Source organism: Paenibacillus sp. FSL E2-0151, from assembly GCF_037993015.1.
GTDB classification, from domain to species: Bacteria; Bacillota; Bacilli; order Paenibacillales; family Paenibacillaceae; genus Paenibacillus; species Paenibacillus amylolyticus.
Window position 1 is genome coordinate 3,108,412 of sequence record NZ_CP150308.1, and the last position, 17,754, is coordinate 3,126,165.

Consider the following 17,754-nt stretch of genomic DNA (forward strand, 5'->3'; position numbering starts at 1 on the left):
AATGAGATAACATGTCGGAGAATCAACGGATTGCCCAGGAAGTCATTCATGCCATCGGGGGCAAAGAGAATATCGCATCATTTGCACATTGTGCAACACGTCTTCGCATCATGGTGAAAGATAAAGAAAAAATTGATCAGAAAACGGTCGAGAACATCGAGAAGGTGAAAGGCGCCTTTTTCAACTCAGGTCAATATCAGATTATCTTTGGTACGGGAACAGTGAATCGAATCTTTGAAGAGGTTGAGAAGCTGGGCATCGAAGGAACGTCCAAGGATGATGTAAAGAGCCAGGGAAAAAAAGAAGGAAATGCTTTTCAACGAGCTGTCCGCACGTTTGGTGACGTATTTGTACCCATCATTCCCGTACTGGTAGCTACAGGACTGTTCATGGGATTGCGCGGATTACTTACCCAGAATGAAATTCTGGCGTTATTCGGTGCAACACCGGATGATATCTCGGCCAATTTCCTGTTGTTCACTCAAATCCTGACGGATACGGCATTTGCATTTCTACCTGCACTTGTAGCGTGGTCCGCATTCCGCGTATTTGGCGGAAGTCCAGTACTTGGTATCGTACTGGGGCTAATGCTGGTCAATCCCGCATTACCCAATGCTTACGCGGTAGCAGATGGATCAGCACAGCCGCTGCATATGTTCGGTTTTATACCTGTCGTGGGTTATCAGGGATCGGTTCTGCCCGCGTTCTTTGTAGGTTTGATTGGAGCCAAGTTTGAGAAGGTATTAAGAAGACGGGTGCCTGAGGCACTGGACTTAATTCTGACTCCTTTTATTACGTTGACAGTCATGATTACACTTGGACTATTCGCGATTGGTCCCGTATTCCATTCCCTAGAAGAGTGGGTGCTGCATGGAACAACTGCCGTATTGGATCTTCCGTTTGGCATCGCAGGTATTATCATTGGATTCTTCCATCAGATTATTGTTGTTACCGGTGTACATCACATCTTTAATTTCCTTGAGATTCAACTACTGGAGAAAACGGGATTCAATCCGTTCAACGCCATCATTACCTGTGCCATGGCAGCTCAAGGAGCGGCTTGTCTCGCAGTCGGTCTGAAGACCAAAAATATGAAACTCAAAGCACTCGCATTACCTTCTTCCTTGTCCGCATTTCTGGGCATTACGGAGCCAGCGATCTTCGGAGTTAACTTGCGTTATATGAAACCATTTATTATGGGACTTGTTGGTGGTGGTGTGGGTGGTTTCATCGCTTCCTTGTTCCATCTGCAGGGTACAGGCATGGCTGTAACGGTTATTCCCGGTACACTGCTCTATCTGAACAACCAACTGCCGTTGTATATCTTGTCCAACGTAGTTGCCATGGCGATTGCATTTGCACTTACCTGGTTCTTCGGATATAAGGATCAACCGGTCGCAGAAGAATCGGTGAGCCATGAGAACAGTGGAGTAACATCAACTGAAGTTAAAGCAGAGGACTCTAATCCGCGTATTAATTCAGTTACCGATGCCGTTACAAGCAATCGTCCTAAGGTAGATTTTCTCGAAATCGCTTCGCCAATGAACGGTACCGTCGTTGCTCTGGAGCAGGTTCCTGACCCCGCGTTCTCGGAAAAACACATGGGTGAGGGCATTGCCATCGAGCCATCAGAAGGAAAAGTGTATGCACCGTTTGATGGTTTCATCGCACATGTCATGAACAAGAGTAAACATGCGGTGATACTGGAGCATGAGACGGGTGTACAGATGCTGGTTCATATCGGAATTAATACGGTTGGACTAAAAGGAAACGGTTTTACCGCACATGTGAATAGTGGAGATCGTGTAACTGCAGGACAATTGTTGATTGAATTTGACATGGATGTCATTCAGGCTGCGGGTCTGCCGTTGATTACACCTGTGTTGATCCCAAGTGGAAACGAAACGATAGCAACTGTTACAGCAACGTCATCTGGCCATGTTCAAGCCAATGGGGAAGTGGTACTTGTAGTGAAATTTACTGAGCCACAATAGTGGCACGTTATAAGGGGAATGGGAGAGATGTATCTCTCCCATTTCCCTTTTTTGTGTCCAATCGTATGAAATTAAAGAAACAGATCATCGGTGATCTAAGTAATCCAAGTGAGTTAGCACGCAAGAGAGCACCATTTTACGATTATCCAATCGACACCCTATGAAAAACAAACGTTAATTGTGATCCTACAGGCCAGCGTGACGTTTCAGTCGCTCGGCAATCTGCATTAGATCTTCCGCGGATATTCCTGGCGCAAATTCTTCCGGCAGATCAGGTAGCTCAGGCACTGGCCCTCCATAACCTGGCAAGCCGGCAAAAGCCTCCAGTTTACCGCCATCGGTTGGGTGTGTTCCTTTCCAGATTTGTGCAATGCCCTGATAATCCTTGTCGCTGAACGTGTACAACCTGCGGTGCTCACCCTTCGCTTCCCACTTACGTGTCGTTTCAAAAGCTTTATTATCCAGTCGCGGAATAGGGAACATCTTTGTTACATCAACGCCCGTTGCAATTTCCAGTGCCTTGGCATACGCAAGAACGTGCACACCGCCGCGTACAAGCAGATAACCTGTCATTTCTCGGGCTGTTTTGTTGTCGGTCATTTCGTAGACTCTCATTTTGTGGGTTCTGGCTCCGCACTCAAGAAAGAAATTATGAAGCAGATCAAAGATCAGATTGCCACTGCTCACGACATATGAACCATTCCAGGGTCTTCCCATGGAGTCATAAGGGAGCGCTGTCTGAGCCGATTCGATAAAATGTGAAGTCATCCGTGCGTCTTTGCCTACACGTAGCGGGGTAGAGTCCGGGGCGCCTGGTGAAGTGGAACCTTCAAGCATCAGGTTAATCGTATTGGCGACAAGTTCGACATGGCCGAATTCCTCCGCAGTAATACTTGCAACAATGTCATAAAATGGACGCAGCTTGGATCTGCCTCTGAAATTAAATGACTGAAACATATAGTTATTTAATGTTGACATCTCCCCGAACTTTCCACCAAGCAACTCCTGAACTGCACTAGCTCCATTAGGATCCGGATTATTGGATATGGGTAGTTCGATGGCAAGACGGTCTACACGTTTAAACATGACATTTCCCCCTCAGTCCTAGTTACTGTAAAAGTATGAAGGGTTACTTGTACGTTATTCGGTCGTTGGTGAAACAAAAAAACGTTCTGCCAGAGCTTAAAGCTCTGAACAGAACGTTAGATGAGTTCTTATTTGGAAGTTACGCCAACAACGCTTGTTCCATTTTTCGTGATTTTGTACGTCAGCACATCTCCGTTCCAGAAATGGAACTTAAGCGTGACTTCGCCATCATTGGTTTCATTGAAGAAGTTAGGTTTCAGTTCAATCACATTACGTTCGTAATCTGGGCTAAATGTGTAGGAGAATTCTTTGAATGGAGTCCAGTTCTGTGGGCCGGCGTTCTCTCCGTTTGCATATGTTGCTTCCATCGTGGCGAGCTGATTGCCGTTAAACGTAGTCGGAATGGCAAATGCACTGGTTGTACCTGTTGCATCGTTCAACTTAGGTGTGTCATATTTAATGATATTAAAGTTCCAGTCAGCACCTTCATTGAATCCAGCCGTGAGTGTGGCATTTACGCCCAAATCACCAGAGGTTGTCAATTTGGTTAACAGATTGGATTTTAACGTAAGTACATCTTTTTTGATCGTATAGTCTTTACCTCTTACAAGAGGGGTGGTGCCATTTTTCAACGAATTGAATTTGTTCCCATTCAGATTGAGTTTTACCTTCTTATCTTGAATGGCTTCATTTTGTTTAAGATATACGAGATCCGTTTCGGCTGTGGATGAGCGACCTGTCCAGCTGGCTTTCATGGTATCAAATAATTCCTGATCAGACCAAGTAAAACTTGTGCGACCGAAGTGTTGACCGTTATCCCACAACATCGTTGTCATCTGTTTTTGACGCAGATATTGTCCAACGAATTCGAAGAATTTCAGTTTTTCGCCTTGCTCAATGACACCTGTGTGCTGGTCAAACCCAAGCAAGCCATACTCACCAACGATAACTGGAATGCCTTTCGCTGTAAAAGCATTGTATACCCGATCAAAAGTGTCGGTAACGTCCTTCTGTACTTCCTCGTTATACTTGGTGTAACCTGCGATGTTCACACTGAATGGCCAGAACCCGTAGTAGTGAACGGTTGCAATAATATTGGTGTCATTCAATTTTTGAATGGTCTTATTCAGTTCATCCAGATCAGGTTGAGCGGAAGAGGTATGCATCGTTGGAAGTACAAGTGGACGTGTCTCGTTGTTTCCACCCGAAGTTCTTACGATCTTGTGAAAAGAAGTATTCAACTCGTCCAGCATGCGATATCCAATCGCTGCATCTGTTGTGCCGCCTTCAGAGAAACGTGGTTCGTTAACACTTTCGAACATGAGTTTATCGGATGCATCTTTGAATTTGTCCGCAATCTGAGTCCAAGCAGCGTTGTAACGTGCAAGCACGTTGTCATGGTCTTTCTCCATGTAACTGATCCAACGCCAAGAATCATGGTGAAGATTGATCATGACGTAGAGATCCGCATCAAGGGCCCAGTTTACTACTTCTTGAACCCGATTCATGTAAGCGGAATCAATTGTGTAGTCGGGTGCGTCACCGATATGGGCTTCCCAGGTTACAGGAATACGGATACTGTTGTAGCCCTCATCTGCGATCGACTGAATTAGTTCCTTCGTAATGCGTGGGTTGCCCCAGGCAGTTTCATCTTCACCAACGGCGTCCAGAGAGTTACCCAGATTCCAGCCAGGCTCCATGGCGTTTACATAGGTCTGCATTTTGCTTGGAGCGGGTGATGCATTGGCCTGTTCGCTGTTGTCAGTTGCAGCTGAAGCCATAGCCGAGGAGAATAGAGATAGAATCATGGCAGTCACAAGCGTAAGAGAAAGGACTGATTTGCGGTTTTTTTTCATTAATATAGTCTCCTTCGAATAGAGAATGGTTGAACGTGAATAGCGGTTAAGCAGGGTGGAAATAGAGCTCAACGCAAACAAAAATTCACTTGTTTAATACTAGAATCACCACCGATTTATGTACTGAAAGCGTTTTCGTAATTTACTATATCATGATTTAATATTGGACAATACCTTCACAATTGGAATAAAAATCATGTGAAAATCAGTGATTTTGTCATATGAATAGATTGTGTAGTGAGCGTTTATTTCATTGGAAATGAAAATCATATGGTTGCTTTTTAATGATAATTAGATTTAAATACCCTGGGAGGGATCCAATATGAAGCTGGATGCACATCAACATTTTTGGGAATACAACGTCGCCGAGTACGGATGGATTGGAGAAGAGATGAAAGTCATTCGTCAATCTTTTCTTCCAAAAGATCTTGAACCTTTATTGATCCAATCCGGACTGGAGGGATGTATTGCGGTACAAGCCAGACAATCACTGACAGAAACCGAGTGGCTTCTGCAGTTGGCAGATCGGCATGAATGTATCAAAGGTGTTGTCGGATGGGTGGACCTTTGTTCGGATGAAGTTCGGAATCAGCTTGAACTGTTCGCGTCCAATCCGTATCTGAAGGGCGTACGTCATGTCATACAGGATGAACCTGATCTGAAGTATGTATTGAGAGAAGACTTTCAGCGCGGAATTTCATTGCTAAAAGAGTATGATTTGGCCTATGATCTGTTGGTATCCAAGGAGCAACTGCCTTATGCCGTTGAACTGGTTAAGGCGTTTCCTGAACAGCGATTTGTACTTGATCATCTAGCCAAACCCGACATAAAATCAGGTATACTCTCACCCTGGAAAGAAGCGCTTGAGTCATTGGCCGCACAACCCAATGCGTACTGTAAACTTTCAGGGATGGTGACGGAAGCGGACTGGGCAAATTGGACTCCAAAGGATTTTACAGCCTATCTGAATATCGCCATAGAAGCCTTTGGTGCAGAACGGTTAATGTTCGGGTCCGACTGGCCCGTGAGCAACGTTTCAGCTCCATATTCTGAAGTATTCGGTCTCATTATAAGTCACATTAATGGCCTACCTATACTAGATCAACAGATGATTCTTGGCGGCACATGTGCTACGTTCTATCAAATATCGTAGTGGGCAATCCGAAGCTAAACCGGTTTCAAGAAGTTGACAACTGTTCTGATTCTTGCTAAAGTTTTATCCAATCCGCATAATCATGATCTGGGAATGTTACCGATATGGGCATAACCTGAGCTGGCTTGTTTACACGTAATCGTGTACCCAGGCTGGTTCGGGTTTTTTCTATTTTGTCTTTTTAATATTCTAACGATTTGAGCGGGTAGTTGAATTACATATTTGGAAGGAGAATGATGATGACGAATTTTAAATTTCCTAAAGACTTTCTGTGGGGTGGAGCCATTGCTGCCAATCAGGCGGAGGGCGCGTATCTGGAAGATGGCAAAGGGCTGAGTATCGTTGACTTGCTGCCAACAGGAGAGAACCGCAGAAGCATTATGAAAGGCAATGTTCCAGCTTTTACACCGCTTGCTACCGAGTTCTATCCTTCGCATGAAGCAATCGATTTTTATCACCGTTACCCTGAAGACATTGCTTTATTTGCAGAAATGGGATTCAAAGCACTGCGTGTCTCCATTGCTTGGGCACGGATTTTCCCGACAGGAGAAGATGCACAGCCAAATGAAGCCGGATTACAATTTTACGATAACCTGTTTGATGAATTGTTGAAAAACGGCATTGAACCTGTGGTTACATTGGCTCACTTTGATGTACCTGTGCATCTGATCGAGAAGTATGGCAGCTGGAGAAGTCGTGAACTGGTAACTCTTTTCGAGACTTACGCTACAACGGTATTCACTCGGTACAAAGACAAGGTGAAATACTGGATGACATTTAATGAGATCAACATGCTGTTACATCTTCCGTTCCTTGGGGCGGGGCTGGCGTTTAATGAAGGGGATAACATCAAGGAAATTCAATATCAGGCTGCTCACCACCAACTGGTTGCAAGTGCACTGGCAGTCAAGGCATGTCATGAGATTATTCCTGGTGCAATGATTGGGTGTATGCTCGCCGCAGGAAGCTTCTATCCGTATACTTGTAATCCAGAAGATGTGTTCCAGGGCATGGAAAAAGATAGAGAGTCCTATTTCTTCATCGATGTGCAGTCACGTGGGGAATATCCGGGTTACGCCAAACGTTTCTTCAAAGATCACGAGTTGAACATTGTTATGCAGCCGGGTGATGCAGAAATCTTGAAAAATCATACCGTAGATTATATCGGGTTCAGTTATTATTCAAGTCGTACAACCAGCACCGATCCGGAAGTTATCAAAAATATGACCAGTGGTAATGTATTTGGCTCGGTAGCCAATCCATATCTGGCGAAGTCCGAGTGGGGCTGGACGATTGATCCTAAAGGATTCCGTATTACCGCCAATCAACTACATGATCGTTATCAGAAGCCGCTGTTTGTTGTTGAGAATGGATTTGGTGCCAATGACGAGGTTACACCGGAAGGTGAAGTGGATGATGCGTACCGGATTGACTACTTGAAACGACATGTAGCTGAAATGGGTGAGGCCATTCAGGATGGAGTGAACATCATCGGTTACACCAGCTGGGGACCTATTGATATTGTAAGTGCCTCCTCAGGTGAGATGAGAAAACGTTATGGCTACATTTACGTGGATCGTAATAATGAAGGTCAAGGTGAGCTGACACGACTGAAGAAGAAGAGTTTTGAGTGGTACAAAAATGTGATCGAATCCAACGGAACAAACCTGGGTGACGCGTAATTTATATTTTTCTGAATTAAAATGGTCTTTTACGGCAATAAAACATCGGAAGTTTCATCTATATAAATTGAACTAAACATTTACACAAAACAGAGAGGACAGAAAAAAGCTGGGGATAACAGCGATCGGAAGGTTGTTCTGTCATCGGAGTAGCTAGTGTAAATATTATCTAGTTCAATTTATATAACCATGGGACTTCCGTTTGTCCCCGCATTGAAAGCGTTGACATATAGTCAGGTTCGCGCTATACTTGACGCAATTATATCGTTTCTGGGATTGTTACTACACGACGTAGGCAAAACCTAAGCACCAAAAAAAGCAGACCGCCATGTCTTGTTTATTTTGTGATGCTTCAGGTTTTTTTTGTATGCCCAAAAGACGATGTATAACTGCCAAGAGAGTGGAACGTGACGGGGGGATTGAATTGAAAATAGCAAAGGTTATCAACAATAACGTCATTAGCATCTATCAGGCGGATGGAGCAGAGCTTGTGGTGATGGGACGTGGGATTGCCTTTAAGAAAAAGCCGGGGGATAAAGTAGACGAGACCCGCATCCAGAAAGTATTTGCATTGAAAAACAAACAAACATCCGATAATTTCAAAATGCTGCTGCGGGAAGTTCCGATGGAACTGATTGAAATTGTGGAAGAGATTATCACGTATGCGCGTGAGAATCTGGGTCGAAAGCTGAATGAGAACATCTATGTATCTCTTACAGACCATATTAACTTCGCCATCGAACGTTATCGGGAAGGCGTGGAGATCAAGAACGCATTAATGTGGGAGATCAAACAGTTGTACAAGTCCGAATTCGAACTGGGCCTGAGGACGTTGGAACAGATCAACACTCGTATGAATATTGAGCTTCCACCCGATGAAGCCGCTTTTATTGCCCTGCATATTGTTAACGCAGAGATGAACGAAGAAGTTATTACAACGATGAATATTACGAAGTTTATCCAGCAGATTATTAATATAGCGAAATATCATTTCAAAATGGAATTTGATGAGGACTCTCTCAGTTATTTTCGCTTTATCACACATCTGAAGTTCTTCTCCCAGCGTGTGCTCAGTGGTACGCATTACGACAACAACTATGATCATTTCTATGACATGATTAAGGAGAAACATCCGGATGCCGCAGCGTGCATGGAGAAAATTGAGTTGTTTGTCAAAAAAGAGTACAACCATGAGCTGACCAATGAAGAAAAGTTGTATCTGACGGTTCATATCGAACGAGTGGTTAATCGATAATATTTAAATGTTGACAAAAATGGTTTTATTATAATAATATGTGATTAACAGGAATTAAATACGATTTAACTGGGATTGTTACTGGTTATGCAGGCAAAACCTAAGTCATGAGAAGGTCAGGACCATTGTGTCCCCTTGCTCAAGGCTTAGGTTTTTTGCGTGCAAAAAAATCGGTAAGAGGCCTGTTTGAGAAAAAGTGGGGGTGCAGATCATGAGTCAAGAGAAACTGGCCAAAGAGATTGTAGAACTGGTTGGCGGTGAGAAAAATGTGGAATCGCTGGTTCATTGTGCAACACGATTACGGTTTGTATTGAAGGACGATGCCAAGGCAGACAAAGCCAAACTGGAGAAAACAGAAGGCATCATCGCAGTCAAAGAAAATGGAGGACAATTCCAGGTGGTTGTTGGTAACAAGGTGCCTGAAGTCTATAGTGCCATTGGACAGATCAGTAACATTCTGGACGATTCGACTGATAAAGAAAAACCTCGCAAAGCAGCCAAAGGGCTCGGGGGGATTATCGATATCATATCCAGCATCTTTGCACCACTTCTGGGTGTTATGGCGGGAGCCGGTATTCTAAAAGGGTTATTGTTGATTGCGAGCAATATTGGATGGCTGGAAACGACAGAAACAACATATACGATCTTGTATGCAGCAGCAGATAGTCTCTTCTATTTCCTGCCTCTGTTGTTAGCGGTTACAACAGCACGTAAATTCCAGGGAAATATGTTTGTCGCGATGACGATTGCAGGAGCACTGATCTATCCGTCCATCGTTGCGTTGAAATCAGAGGGAACACCAACGGATTTCTTCGGTATCCCTGTCATCTTGATGAACTATTCATCTACAGTTATTCCTATCATTTTAGCTGTCATTGTCATGAGCAAGTTGGAAAAGTTCTTTAATAAAACACTTCACGATAGTGTGAAAAACTTTGTTACGCCATTGTTTTTGCTAGTGATTATGGTACCTCTGACATTGCTTGTATTTGGACCATTTGGCGTATACGTTGGTAATGGAATTGCAGCTGGACTGGTTGCCGCATTTGGATTCAGTCCATTGCTCGCAGGAGCCGTTATGGGTGCAAGCTGGCAGCTGCTCGTTATCTTCGGAATACACTGGGGCTTGATTCCGGTATTTATCAACAACGTTGCAGTGTATGGACAGGATGGTGTTAAACCAGCTGCGACAGCTTCAATCTTTGCTCAAACGGGTGCTGCTTTTGGGGTTATGCTGAAAACCAAGAACAAAAAACTGAAAACGCTGGCTGGATCATCCACGTTGACCGCATTATTCGGTATTACCGAACCGGCCATCTATGGGGTAACATTGCCACTAAAACGTCCATTCATTGCAGGGGTTATCGGTGGTGCAGTTGGTGGAGCTATTATTGGCCAAGCGGGCACATTGGCATTTGCATCCGGCGCACCAGGGTTGCTGACCTTGCCAATCTTCTACGGACCAGGCGGACAAGGTTTCCCAGGATTGATTCTGGGTATCGTAGTATCGTTTGTTGTTTCGGCTGTGCTGACGTACATCATGGGCTTCAAAGATCCGGTTGAAGAAGAAACAAAATCCGAATCTACGACATCCGCTCAGCAATCTGTTCGTGCAACGAATGCTTCAGACGAAAATGTATTTAGCCCAATCGAAGGAACAATTGTGGAATTGTCGGAAGTTCCAGATCCGGCCTTTGCATCAGGAGCAATGGGTAAAGGGATTGCGATTGAGCCAACTGTGGGCAGAGTTGTAGCGCCTTTTGACGGCACAGTTACCGTTGCATTCAAGAAAAAACATGCCTTGGCTGTAGTATCAGACACCGGTGCTGAGATATTGGTTCACGTGGGAGTTGATACCGTTAAATTGGATGGGCAACATTTTGTTTCCCATATCAAAGAAGGCGATCGGGTCCAAGCGGGAGATCTGTTGCTTGAGTTCGATATTGCACAGATTAAGGCTGCTGGGTATCATACGGTGACACCTATTATTGTAACCAACTCAGCCAACTACGAAGAAGTGATTCCGCAGGCTACAGGTCGGGTTAGTAGCCAAGAGCTTCTATTAAAGTTAAGTAACGGTAATGTTCAGGAACAAAAGTAGATTGATGTACTAATCCGAGGGTGTAGTGTTTTCATGGTTCCGTTGACATGGTGGAATTGGAAAATTATAATTAGAATTGTACATCTATACATGATAATGAAAGGTGGATTATTGAATATGACACATGCAATGAGACTGCGCTTCCTTCCTTTGAATCGGTAATTGAATACGTTCAAAGGCTCTGACTATTGGTTCAGAGTAAACGGGATCAGTCTGTCATTTTCAATCATCCTGACCTTAAGATAAGTGTTATACTCGCTTACCCGTTTACGTTGAATCACAGGCCGTGGCCTGTGATTTTTTGTTTTTCTTCTGATTATCTTACTCAGGTAAATAATTAGGTACAGGCGCTCAATACAGACTACTGGAGGTAGCCGCTATGATGACGTTACTGTTCTATTGATACGAGCTGGCACGATAAGCTCGTATCGATAGAAGCGTGCTTCGCTATCGATACGAAATAAATCTTATTTCGGAGGTAGCGAATATGGAAAAGATATGTTTTGAATTAGAACAGGTTGAGATGACCTATATGGATAAAGTAATACTGAACATTGAGCGACTGGCTGTGCATCAACTGGATCGCATTGGTGTAGTAGGTGGTAATGGTCAGGGTAAAAGTACACTGTTGAAACTCATTGCGGGGCAGATCCAACCAACAGCCGGAAAGATAAAACGTCATGCTGAGTTTGGTTATTTGGAACAAGTGGAACCACCCCAGTCTAACGAGAGTATCGAAGTTGACGGGGCTCTACTCAGTAAATTAGCCATACCTCAACACGATCAGCCATGGAGTGGTGGAGAACAGACCCGTCTAAAACTGGCTCAAATGTTCACTCATTATCATGAAGTACTGTTACTGGATGAACCAACAACACACCTGGATCAAGAGGGCATTACATTTTTACTGGATGAATTGCGTTATTATTATGGGGCGCTTGTGCTGATCAGTCATGATCGTGCGGTTCTGGATGAACTGGTGACCACGATCTGGGAAATCCATCAAGGTGAGGTTCACGTATATTCCGGCAACTATAGCGATTATCAGGCACAGAAGAGGCTGGAGCGTGAACAACAAAACCAGGCCCATGAGCAGTTTTCCAAGGAGAAAAGACGACTGGAGCTGGCCGCTCGGGAAAAGATGAAGAAAGCCGAGAAAATAACGCAGGCCGGAAGCATGTCCAAAAAAGAATCCAAGGCAAAAACAAACCGTATGGTTGAAACAAAATCCAAAGGCACCAGTCAAAAAGCGGTGCACCGCGCAGCCAAAGCGATTGAACAGCGGATGCAACAACTTCACGAGGTAAAAGCGGTGCAAGAGGATCGGCCTATGATCTTCCGTCAGCCAAAGACACTGGAGCTGCACAATCGATTTCCGATTATGGCAGATCGCCTTACACTTGTGGTGGATGGAAACATATTGTTGGAGGATGTAAGTTTTCAAATTCCATTAAAACAAAAAATAGCGATAACCGGAGCCAATGGCAGTGGGAAAAGCACATTGCTTAACCATGTTTTCCATGTGGGAGATCAGATCACAATGTCTCCAAAAGCAAAGCTCGGTTATTTTCAGCAAATGAGCTATCGATTCACGACAAAAGAGACCGTATTACAATTCCTGAAAAATCGTTCGGAATATGAGGAATCTGAGTTGAGAAGTGCGTTGCATGCGATGCAGTTTACAGGTAATGACTTGCTGAAGAATGTTGGGACATTAAGTGGAGGAGAAGCGATTCGTCTTCAATTATGTCACTTGTTTCTTGGACAATATAACATTCTATTGTTGGATGAACCGACGAATTTTCTTGATATGCATGCATTGGAAGCGTTGGAGCGTTTTATCAAGGCCTATGAAGGAACGATTCTGTATGTATCTCATGATCAGAGGTTTATTGAAAATACAGCGGATCAACAATTTCAGATTACAGAGCGTCAATTAATTCAGGTGAATATATAAGTTGAACTAAAGAATATTTTACACTGGACACTCCGATGACAGAACAACCTTAGAGGAAGAGAAGTAACAAAAAACAGCCAAAGTGATTTTGGCTGTTTTTGTTTTAGAATATGAAGGCTTGTGATCTAATAGGATATGTAGCTTCTATTAAGAATCCGCTTTTATAACCGTGGAATGCATGTTACCTGTGAGACGTTGAGGTGGGAAAACCATTCGCACTGGCGCAATGATGATGGCAGCAAATACAGCTTTGATCAGATCCCCAATTATGTAAGGATAGAACCCTTGAATCATGGCCTCAGGTAGGTCCATTTTGTAAGCATAAGCAAGCCAAGGGACACCAGATACATACACGAGCAATGAACCAAATAGTTCAAATACAACAAAAGCGAGAATGAATCCTGTGACACCTTTGATGTTGATTCGTGCAAGCAACAGTCCAATCAATAATGCGGAGAACGGCCACATCATCACATATCCTCCGGTAGGTCCAAGAAGTACTGCAAGTCCTCCGGTCCCGTGCAGCAAGGGGAATCCAAGAGCGGTGAGCAGAACAACCATCGTGACACTTAGAAAACCATAGAGTGGACCAAGTAATCCTCCGGCCAGCATGACAGCCAAAGTTTGTAATGTTATCGGTACAGGGGAGAAGCCAATGGGAATGCTTATGTAACCAAAAAGCACTAAAATTGCGGCCATAAGTGCGCTGAATACAATGCCTCGCAAAGATAATTTCATGTTTGAACAATCCTCTCCATTTTGGTAATATGATTGTTAACCAATTATATAAATGTGGTTGACGATTAGGATCGTACCACATAACAATAGAAAGGGAAAGGACTAATTTACGATGCAAGGCAACCTGCCTATAATTACATTAGAAGATGTTCGAGTGCATTATGCTTCCGAAGGTAGTCAGGTGAGAAAAGCACTGGATGGGGTCTCACTTACGCTGCACCAAGGAGAATGGATTAGTATTGTAGGGGCGAATGGCAGTGGAAAAAGCACACTCGCTGGACTACTGATTGGATTCATTCCACTATCTGGTGGGGTACGGGATATCTCGGATGAACTTACCGTTCGGGGTGTACTGCAGCAACCGGATGCACAGGTACTTGGCGATACGATTGAAGAGGAGTTTCATTTTGCGCTGTCACCATTGATGGAATCTGTAGAAGAGCAATTGGAGCACAGGCAGGATGCATTACATACCGTAGGACTTCAATATCCCCCGGAGAAGGCGGTCTCACAATTATCTGGGGGACAGAAACAACTGCTTAATATTGCTGTAGCGCTCGCAGCCAAACCGGATATACTGATTCTGGATGAGCCAACAGCCATGCTTGATCCGGGAGCAAGAGACCGTATCGAGGCCATCGTTCAGAAGATTACCCAGCGGGGTACAACGGTGATCTGGATTACACACCATCTGGAGGAAGCAACCCTGTGTGATCGAATCATTGCTATGGAGAGTGGACGTAGTGTGTACGACGGGGAGCCGAAGTCCTTTTTCTATGAAACAGAGTTGAATGAGAAGGCTACTAGGGAAAATGAGCAGCTATCTCCCTGTGAACGGTTAGGATTGGACCCTCCTTTTACTGTAAAAACTGCGTTATTGCTCAAGCAAAAAGGTATGATGCCAGAAGCCATGCCACTGCGACCCGAGCAACTGGCTAAGGAGGTCGCACGTTGGAGATTGAGCTGACCGATATACGTATAGAAGCATCAGAATCGGGCAAACGTGCCCTGCTTGAAGATGTGAGTGTACAGTTGAACAGTGGGGAAATCACCTTGTTGCTGGGCTGTACGGGTTCAGGAAAAACGACTTTACTACAGACGTTGGCTGGTCTAAGACCGCCCGATGCAGGAAGTATCACATTGGATGGCACTCCTTTCTGGAAAGAAGGAAAAGTGCCGCAGTCGATTTTATTGCAAACGGGACTATTGTTTCAATTTCCGGAACAACAACTGTTTGCCCGAAGTATTCAGCGTGAATTCTCATATTCTCTGCGTCCCTATCGACTTTCAGAGAAACAGCAACAAGAGCAGATCACAAAAGCACTGAACCAATGGGACCCGCCAGTATCCCCGGAGTTGGGCCGACGTTTTCATCTGGACAGGTCGCCATTTGCTCTAAGTGGGGGAGAGAAGCGCAGGCTTGGACTTGCTCTCGGAAGTGTGACCAATCCACACTGGCTTCTGCTGGATGAGCCGAGCGCAGGGTTGGAAGCGCAAAGTGTCGGGCTTCTGCTGGATGTATTGGAGCAACATCGTCTGGCAGGTGGTGGGGGTGTGGTAGCGACCCATGATCTGGATACATTTTTGCCTTGTGCGGATCGAGTATTGTTGTTGCAGGAAGGCCGTCTAATTGCCGATCTTACGCCGAGAGAACTTCACAAAAGACCTGAACTGCTGGAGCAAACAGGGATTGGACTGCCACCATCGATGAGACTGGCACAGCAGTTAAGAGAAGCGGGTCTTGAGCTGCCTTTGACCGCGATGACGCCAGAGGAGATGGCTGAAAGTATTGTTCAGTCCAAGTCAGTTGAAGTACAGATTCAAAACGAATCGAAAGAAGCATCAGAGACAGTAACGATGGAAGTCAAGAGCGATGTAATGAAGTATGAAAAAGAAACACTGATGCTGTCGTCCGTTGAAACTGAAGATGATCCAAAGCTTCTTCCGAACACCTTGACTCATTCAGGCGGATTATATGGCGTTATGGACCCGCGTCTGAAATGGATTTTGTATATTTTGCTGGTCACCGCAGCTATGCTTCAACAGCGATGGCTGGGATTGACGTTAACACTGGTGCCGGTAGTAGCAGCACTTGCCGTGCTCCCGCGTCAGACTTTGGCTGGATGTATGAAGTTAATGAAGCCATTATTATTCTTTTTCATCATATCAACGGCGTTATCTGGGACAACTCTTTCAACAGAGGGAGGAGGTCTGCACTTTGGCTTTTCCCTGATGCAGGCGGAGGGCACTTTGCTGAATGTGTATCGTTTGTTTATCGTCACATTGGCAAGCCTTTGGTTTTCGTTGACGACACCTTATGGGCGAATGGTAGAAGGGCTGAACTGGGTACTCGGTATCGGTAAAAAGATCAGGTTGCCCGTAGCTTCGTTTGCTCTAGCTGTAGCGTTAATCTTTCGATTTATCCCGATGATCTGGAGTGAGTGGCAGCGATTCTCACTGATCGTGCGGGCACGTGGAAAGGCGGCTTTAAGACCAAATACCGTTCGAATTCGTGATCTGGGTCCAATGGTGATTCCCTTGTTAATGGCACTGTTCCAACGTGCAGAGGATATGACCATTGCGATGGAAATGCGTAAAGTTAGAGAGCACTCTACGCTCGGAGGACGTTCATCATTATTGGTATGGTCCAAACGTGATACCTGGATTAGCATGGCTGGCCTCATTGTTTTTGTACTTTTAATATGGATTCGCTAATTGTGATGGTGATAATGATCGTGATGGATCCGGTAATGAATAAGACGATGGATTAGAACAATAAACGCAGTGTTTTCCAAAGATCATGCATAAATGCGTTTGTCCTCGCTCACAATAAGTGGACGTTGGTCATCTGAAGTGGATCAGGAGGGATAAACGATGAAAGATAAGTTTTTGCGTGAAGAACGGCAAGAATATACCGATGTGTCTACGGTGGAGTCGCAGCGAAACGATATCACACTCGAAGAATTCCCGGAGGGCCCTTACGGTTCAGCTTTACTATCCGAGTCTCTTGGAAAAAGTTCTCCGTGGCGGGCAGATCAGCGGTCTGCACATCGTTTTGATTATGAAAATCATGAGCTTCACGAGGGAGACGTACGGGATTATCCAGGTCAGGATGTTTTTGACGAAACGGTTCCGGATAACGTGTCCAAACCTCAATATACGGAAGAATCGTAAAGAGATTTTGATATAAAGTAGAGCGTAGCCTCCGACAGGTTTTATCCTGTACGGGGGTTATTTTCGTTGTGTTTAATGAAAACAAATCTCCTCCAATTCCACATTATGGGTTATTATGTTTGTAGCGCGAAGTAAAAATCTGGTTGAATATGTGGGGAGACTTGGAATGAGAGAGATCGATTATAGTCAATATTTCTGGCAGGATGACAAGGTTAGATTGCGTGCTTTGCGTGAGGAAGATTGGGAAGATCATTATTATAACCGTTTTGATACACCCGCCCGTCGGTTATTGGAGTGTGCAGTAGAGTTGCCGCCAACCCATGTTGAAGCGAAGAGTTTCACGGAAAACTTCTCTGATTTTTCTTTAGCCAAAGGACGGATCATGTTTACAATTGTAAGCATGGATGGTGAAAATGTCGGAGGTGTGAATCTGAACAGCATTGATGAAAGGAACGGTACCTTTAGCATTGGCATTCAAATTGACAGGGATCATCGAGGAAAAGGATACGGGACCAGAGCCGTTCGAATCTTGTTGAAGTATGCCTTCTTTGAGCGCAGGCTCAACAAATTTAATGATTATGTACTCCAAGGAAATGAACCTTCCGCAGCGATGATGAGAAAACTTGGATGTGTTCAGGAAGGTGTGCGTCGCCAGGTGATCTACACCGATGGAAAATACCAGGATATGATCCTCTTTGGATTAACCAAAGATGAGTTTATAGAAAAAGAGGGCCTTGTTTGAAGTAAAGCTAATAAGC

The 17,754-nt window shown here is 44.5% G+C and carries 13 protein-coding genes; 10 read left to right on the forward strand and 3 right to left on the reverse strand.

Translation table 11 applies throughout. The features are described 5' to 3' along the window. The first annotated feature begins 11 nt into the window (after positions 1 to 11). Positions 12 to 1,994: a sucrose-specific PTS transporter subunit IIBC gene (locus MHI55_RS14265; protein WP_340390375.1), complete on the forward strand. Its 1,983-nt coding sequence runs from the start codon at positions 12 to 14 to the stop codon at positions 1,992 to 1,994. A gap of 186 nt (positions 1,995 to 2,180) precedes the next feature. Here MHI55_RS14265 and MHI55_RS14270 read toward each other — a convergent pair whose 3' ends face one another. Together MHI55_RS14270 and MHI55_RS14275 are read right to left on the reverse strand one after the other, a co-directional pair. Beyond that, positions 2,181 to 3,080 carry a manganese catalase family protein gene (locus MHI55_RS14270; protein WP_101313990.1) on the reverse strand — a complete coding sequence of 300 codons (900 nt, stop codon included), beginning with the start codon at positions 3,078 to 3,080 and terminating at the stop codon, positions 2,181 to 2,183. 128 nt (positions 3,081 to 3,208) lie between these two features. Continuing rightward, on the reverse strand, positions 3,209 to 4,936 hold the full coding sequence (locus tag MHI55_RS14275; RefSeq protein WP_340390377.1) for a cellulase family glycosylhydrolase: 1,728 nt from the start codon (positions 4,934 to 4,936) through the stop codon (positions 3,209 to 3,211). 322 nt (positions 4,937 to 5,258) lie between these two features. Here MHI55_RS14275 and MHI55_RS14280 point away from each other — a divergent pair, with 322 nt between their 5' ends. The 5 genes from MHI55_RS14280 to abc-f all read left to right on the forward strand — a co-directional run bounded on the left by MHI55_RS14280 (position 5,259) and on the right by abc-f (position 13,084). Continuing rightward, entirely contained in the window at positions 5,259 to 6,089 is an 831-nt protein-coding gene (locus MHI55_RS14280; protein ID WP_340390379.1) for an amidohydrolase family protein, read from the forward strand. A 239-nt stretch (positions 6,090 to 6,328) separates the two neighbouring features. After that, the gene (locus MHI55_RS14285; protein ID WP_036670717.1) at positions 6,329 to 7,771 is read left to right on the forward strand and encodes a 6-phospho-beta-glucosidase; all 1,443 of its coding nucleotides are present in this window, start codon (positions 6,329 to 6,331) and stop codon (positions 7,769 to 7,771) included. 424 nt (positions 7,772 to 8,195) lie between these two features. Beyond that, the gene (locus MHI55_RS14290; protein ID WP_074094875.1) at positions 8,196 to 9,026 is read left to right on the forward strand and encodes a PRD domain-containing protein; all 831 of its coding nucleotides are present in this window, start codon (positions 8,196 to 8,198) and stop codon (positions 9,024 to 9,026) included. A 211-nt stretch (positions 9,027 to 9,237) separates the two neighbouring features. Next, complete coding sequence (locus MHI55_RS14295; RefSeq protein ID WP_340390381.1) at positions 9,238 to 11,127, forward strand: beta-glucoside-specific PTS transporter subunit IIABC; 1,890 nt, start codon at positions 9,238 to 9,240, stop codon at positions 11,125 to 11,127. A gap of 487 nt (positions 11,128 to 11,614) precedes the next feature. Further along, positions 11,615 to 13,084: an ABC-F type ribosomal protection protein gene (gene abc-f, locus MHI55_RS14300; protein ID WP_340390383.1), complete on the forward strand. Its 1,470-nt coding sequence runs from the start codon at positions 11,615 to 11,617 to the stop codon at positions 13,082 to 13,084. Positions 13,085 to 13,231: 147 nt separating this feature from the next. Here the strand turns inward: abc-f and MHI55_RS14305 are convergent, their stop codons facing one another. Beyond that, positions 13,232 to 13,822: a biotin transporter BioY gene (locus MHI55_RS14305; protein ID WP_215075083.1), complete on the reverse strand. Its 591-nt coding sequence runs from the start codon at positions 13,820 to 13,822 to the stop codon at positions 13,232 to 13,234. Positions 13,823 to 13,934: 112 nt separating this feature from the next. On the opposite strand from MHI55_RS14305, the gene MHI55_RS14310 reads away from it, so the two are divergent. From MHI55_RS14310 to MHI55_RS14325, 4 genes are all read left to right on the forward strand, one after another. Continuing rightward, a complete protein-coding gene (locus MHI55_RS14310; RefSeq protein ID WP_340390385.1) occupies positions 13,935 to 14,789 on the forward strand; it encodes an ATP-binding cassette domain-containing protein in 855 nt (284 codons plus the stop codon). Then, the gene (locus tag MHI55_RS14315; RefSeq protein WP_340390387.1) at positions 14,774 to 16,537 is read left to right on the forward strand and encodes an ATP-binding cassette domain-containing protein; all 1,764 of its coding nucleotides are present in this window, start codon (positions 14,774 to 14,776) and stop codon (positions 16,535 to 16,537) included. The genes MHI55_RS14310 and MHI55_RS14315 overlap by 16 nt, the downstream gene beginning before the upstream one ends. A 159-nt stretch (positions 16,538 to 16,696) precedes the next feature. Continuing rightward, positions 16,697 to 16,996 (forward strand): hypothetical protein, encoded by a 300-nt coding sequence (locus tag MHI55_RS14320; protein ID WP_253508087.1) that lies wholly within the window; start codon positions 16,697 to 16,699, stop codon positions 16,994 to 16,996. Between the two features lie 166 nt (positions 16,997 to 17,162). Further along, positions 17,163 to 17,738 carry a GNAT family protein gene (locus MHI55_RS14325; protein WP_340390390.1) on the forward strand — a complete coding sequence of 192 codons (576 nt, stop codon included), beginning with the start codon at positions 17,163 to 17,165 and terminating at the stop codon, positions 17,736 to 17,738. Positions 17,739 to 17,754: the final 16 nt, after the last annotated feature.

What these genes read in the sequence shown, in the direction of transcription:
- MHI55_RS14265 (WP_340390375.1), top strand. Translation starts at nt 12, where the DNA reads ATGTCGGAGAATCAACGGATTGCCCAGGAAGTCATTCATGCCATCGGG.
- MHI55_RS14270 (WP_101313990.1), bottom strand. Translation starts at nt 3,080, where the DNA reads ATGTTTAAACGTGTAGACCGTCTTGCCATCGAACTACCCATATCCAAT.
- MHI55_RS14275 (WP_340390377.1), bottom strand. Translation starts at nt 4,936, where the DNA reads ATGAAAAAAAACCGCAAATCAGTCCTTTCTCTTACGCTTGTGACTGCC.
- MHI55_RS14280 (WP_340390379.1), top strand. Translation starts at nt 5,259, where the DNA reads ATGAAGCTGGATGCACATCAACATTTTTGGGAATACAACGTCGCCGAG.
- MHI55_RS14285 (WP_036670717.1), top strand. Translation starts at nt 6,329, where the DNA reads ATGACGAATTTTAAATTTCCTAAAGACTTTCTGTGGGGTGGAGCCATT.
- MHI55_RS14295 (WP_340390381.1), top strand. Translation starts at nt 9,238, where the DNA reads ATGAGTCAAGAGAAACTGGCCAAAGAGATTGTAGAACTGGTTGGCGGT.
- abc-f (WP_340390383.1), top strand. Translation starts at nt 11,615, where the DNA reads ATGGAAAAGATATGTTTTGAATTAGAACAGGTTGAGATGACCTATATG.
- MHI55_RS14305 (WP_215075083.1), bottom strand. Translation starts at nt 13,822, where the DNA reads ATGAAATTATCTTTGCGAGGCATTGTATTCAGCGCACTTATGGCCGCA.
- MHI55_RS14310 (WP_340390385.1), top strand. Translation starts at nt 13,935, where the DNA reads ATGCAAGGCAACCTGCCTATAATTACATTAGAAGATGTTCGAGTGCAT.
- MHI55_RS14320 (WP_253508087.1), top strand. Translation starts at nt 16,697, where the DNA reads ATGAAAGATAAGTTTTTGCGTGAAGAACGGCAAGAATATACCGATGTG.
- MHI55_RS14325 (WP_340390390.1), top strand. Translation starts at nt 17,163, where the DNA reads ATGAGAGAGATCGATTATAGTCAATATTTCTGGCAGGATGACAAGGTT.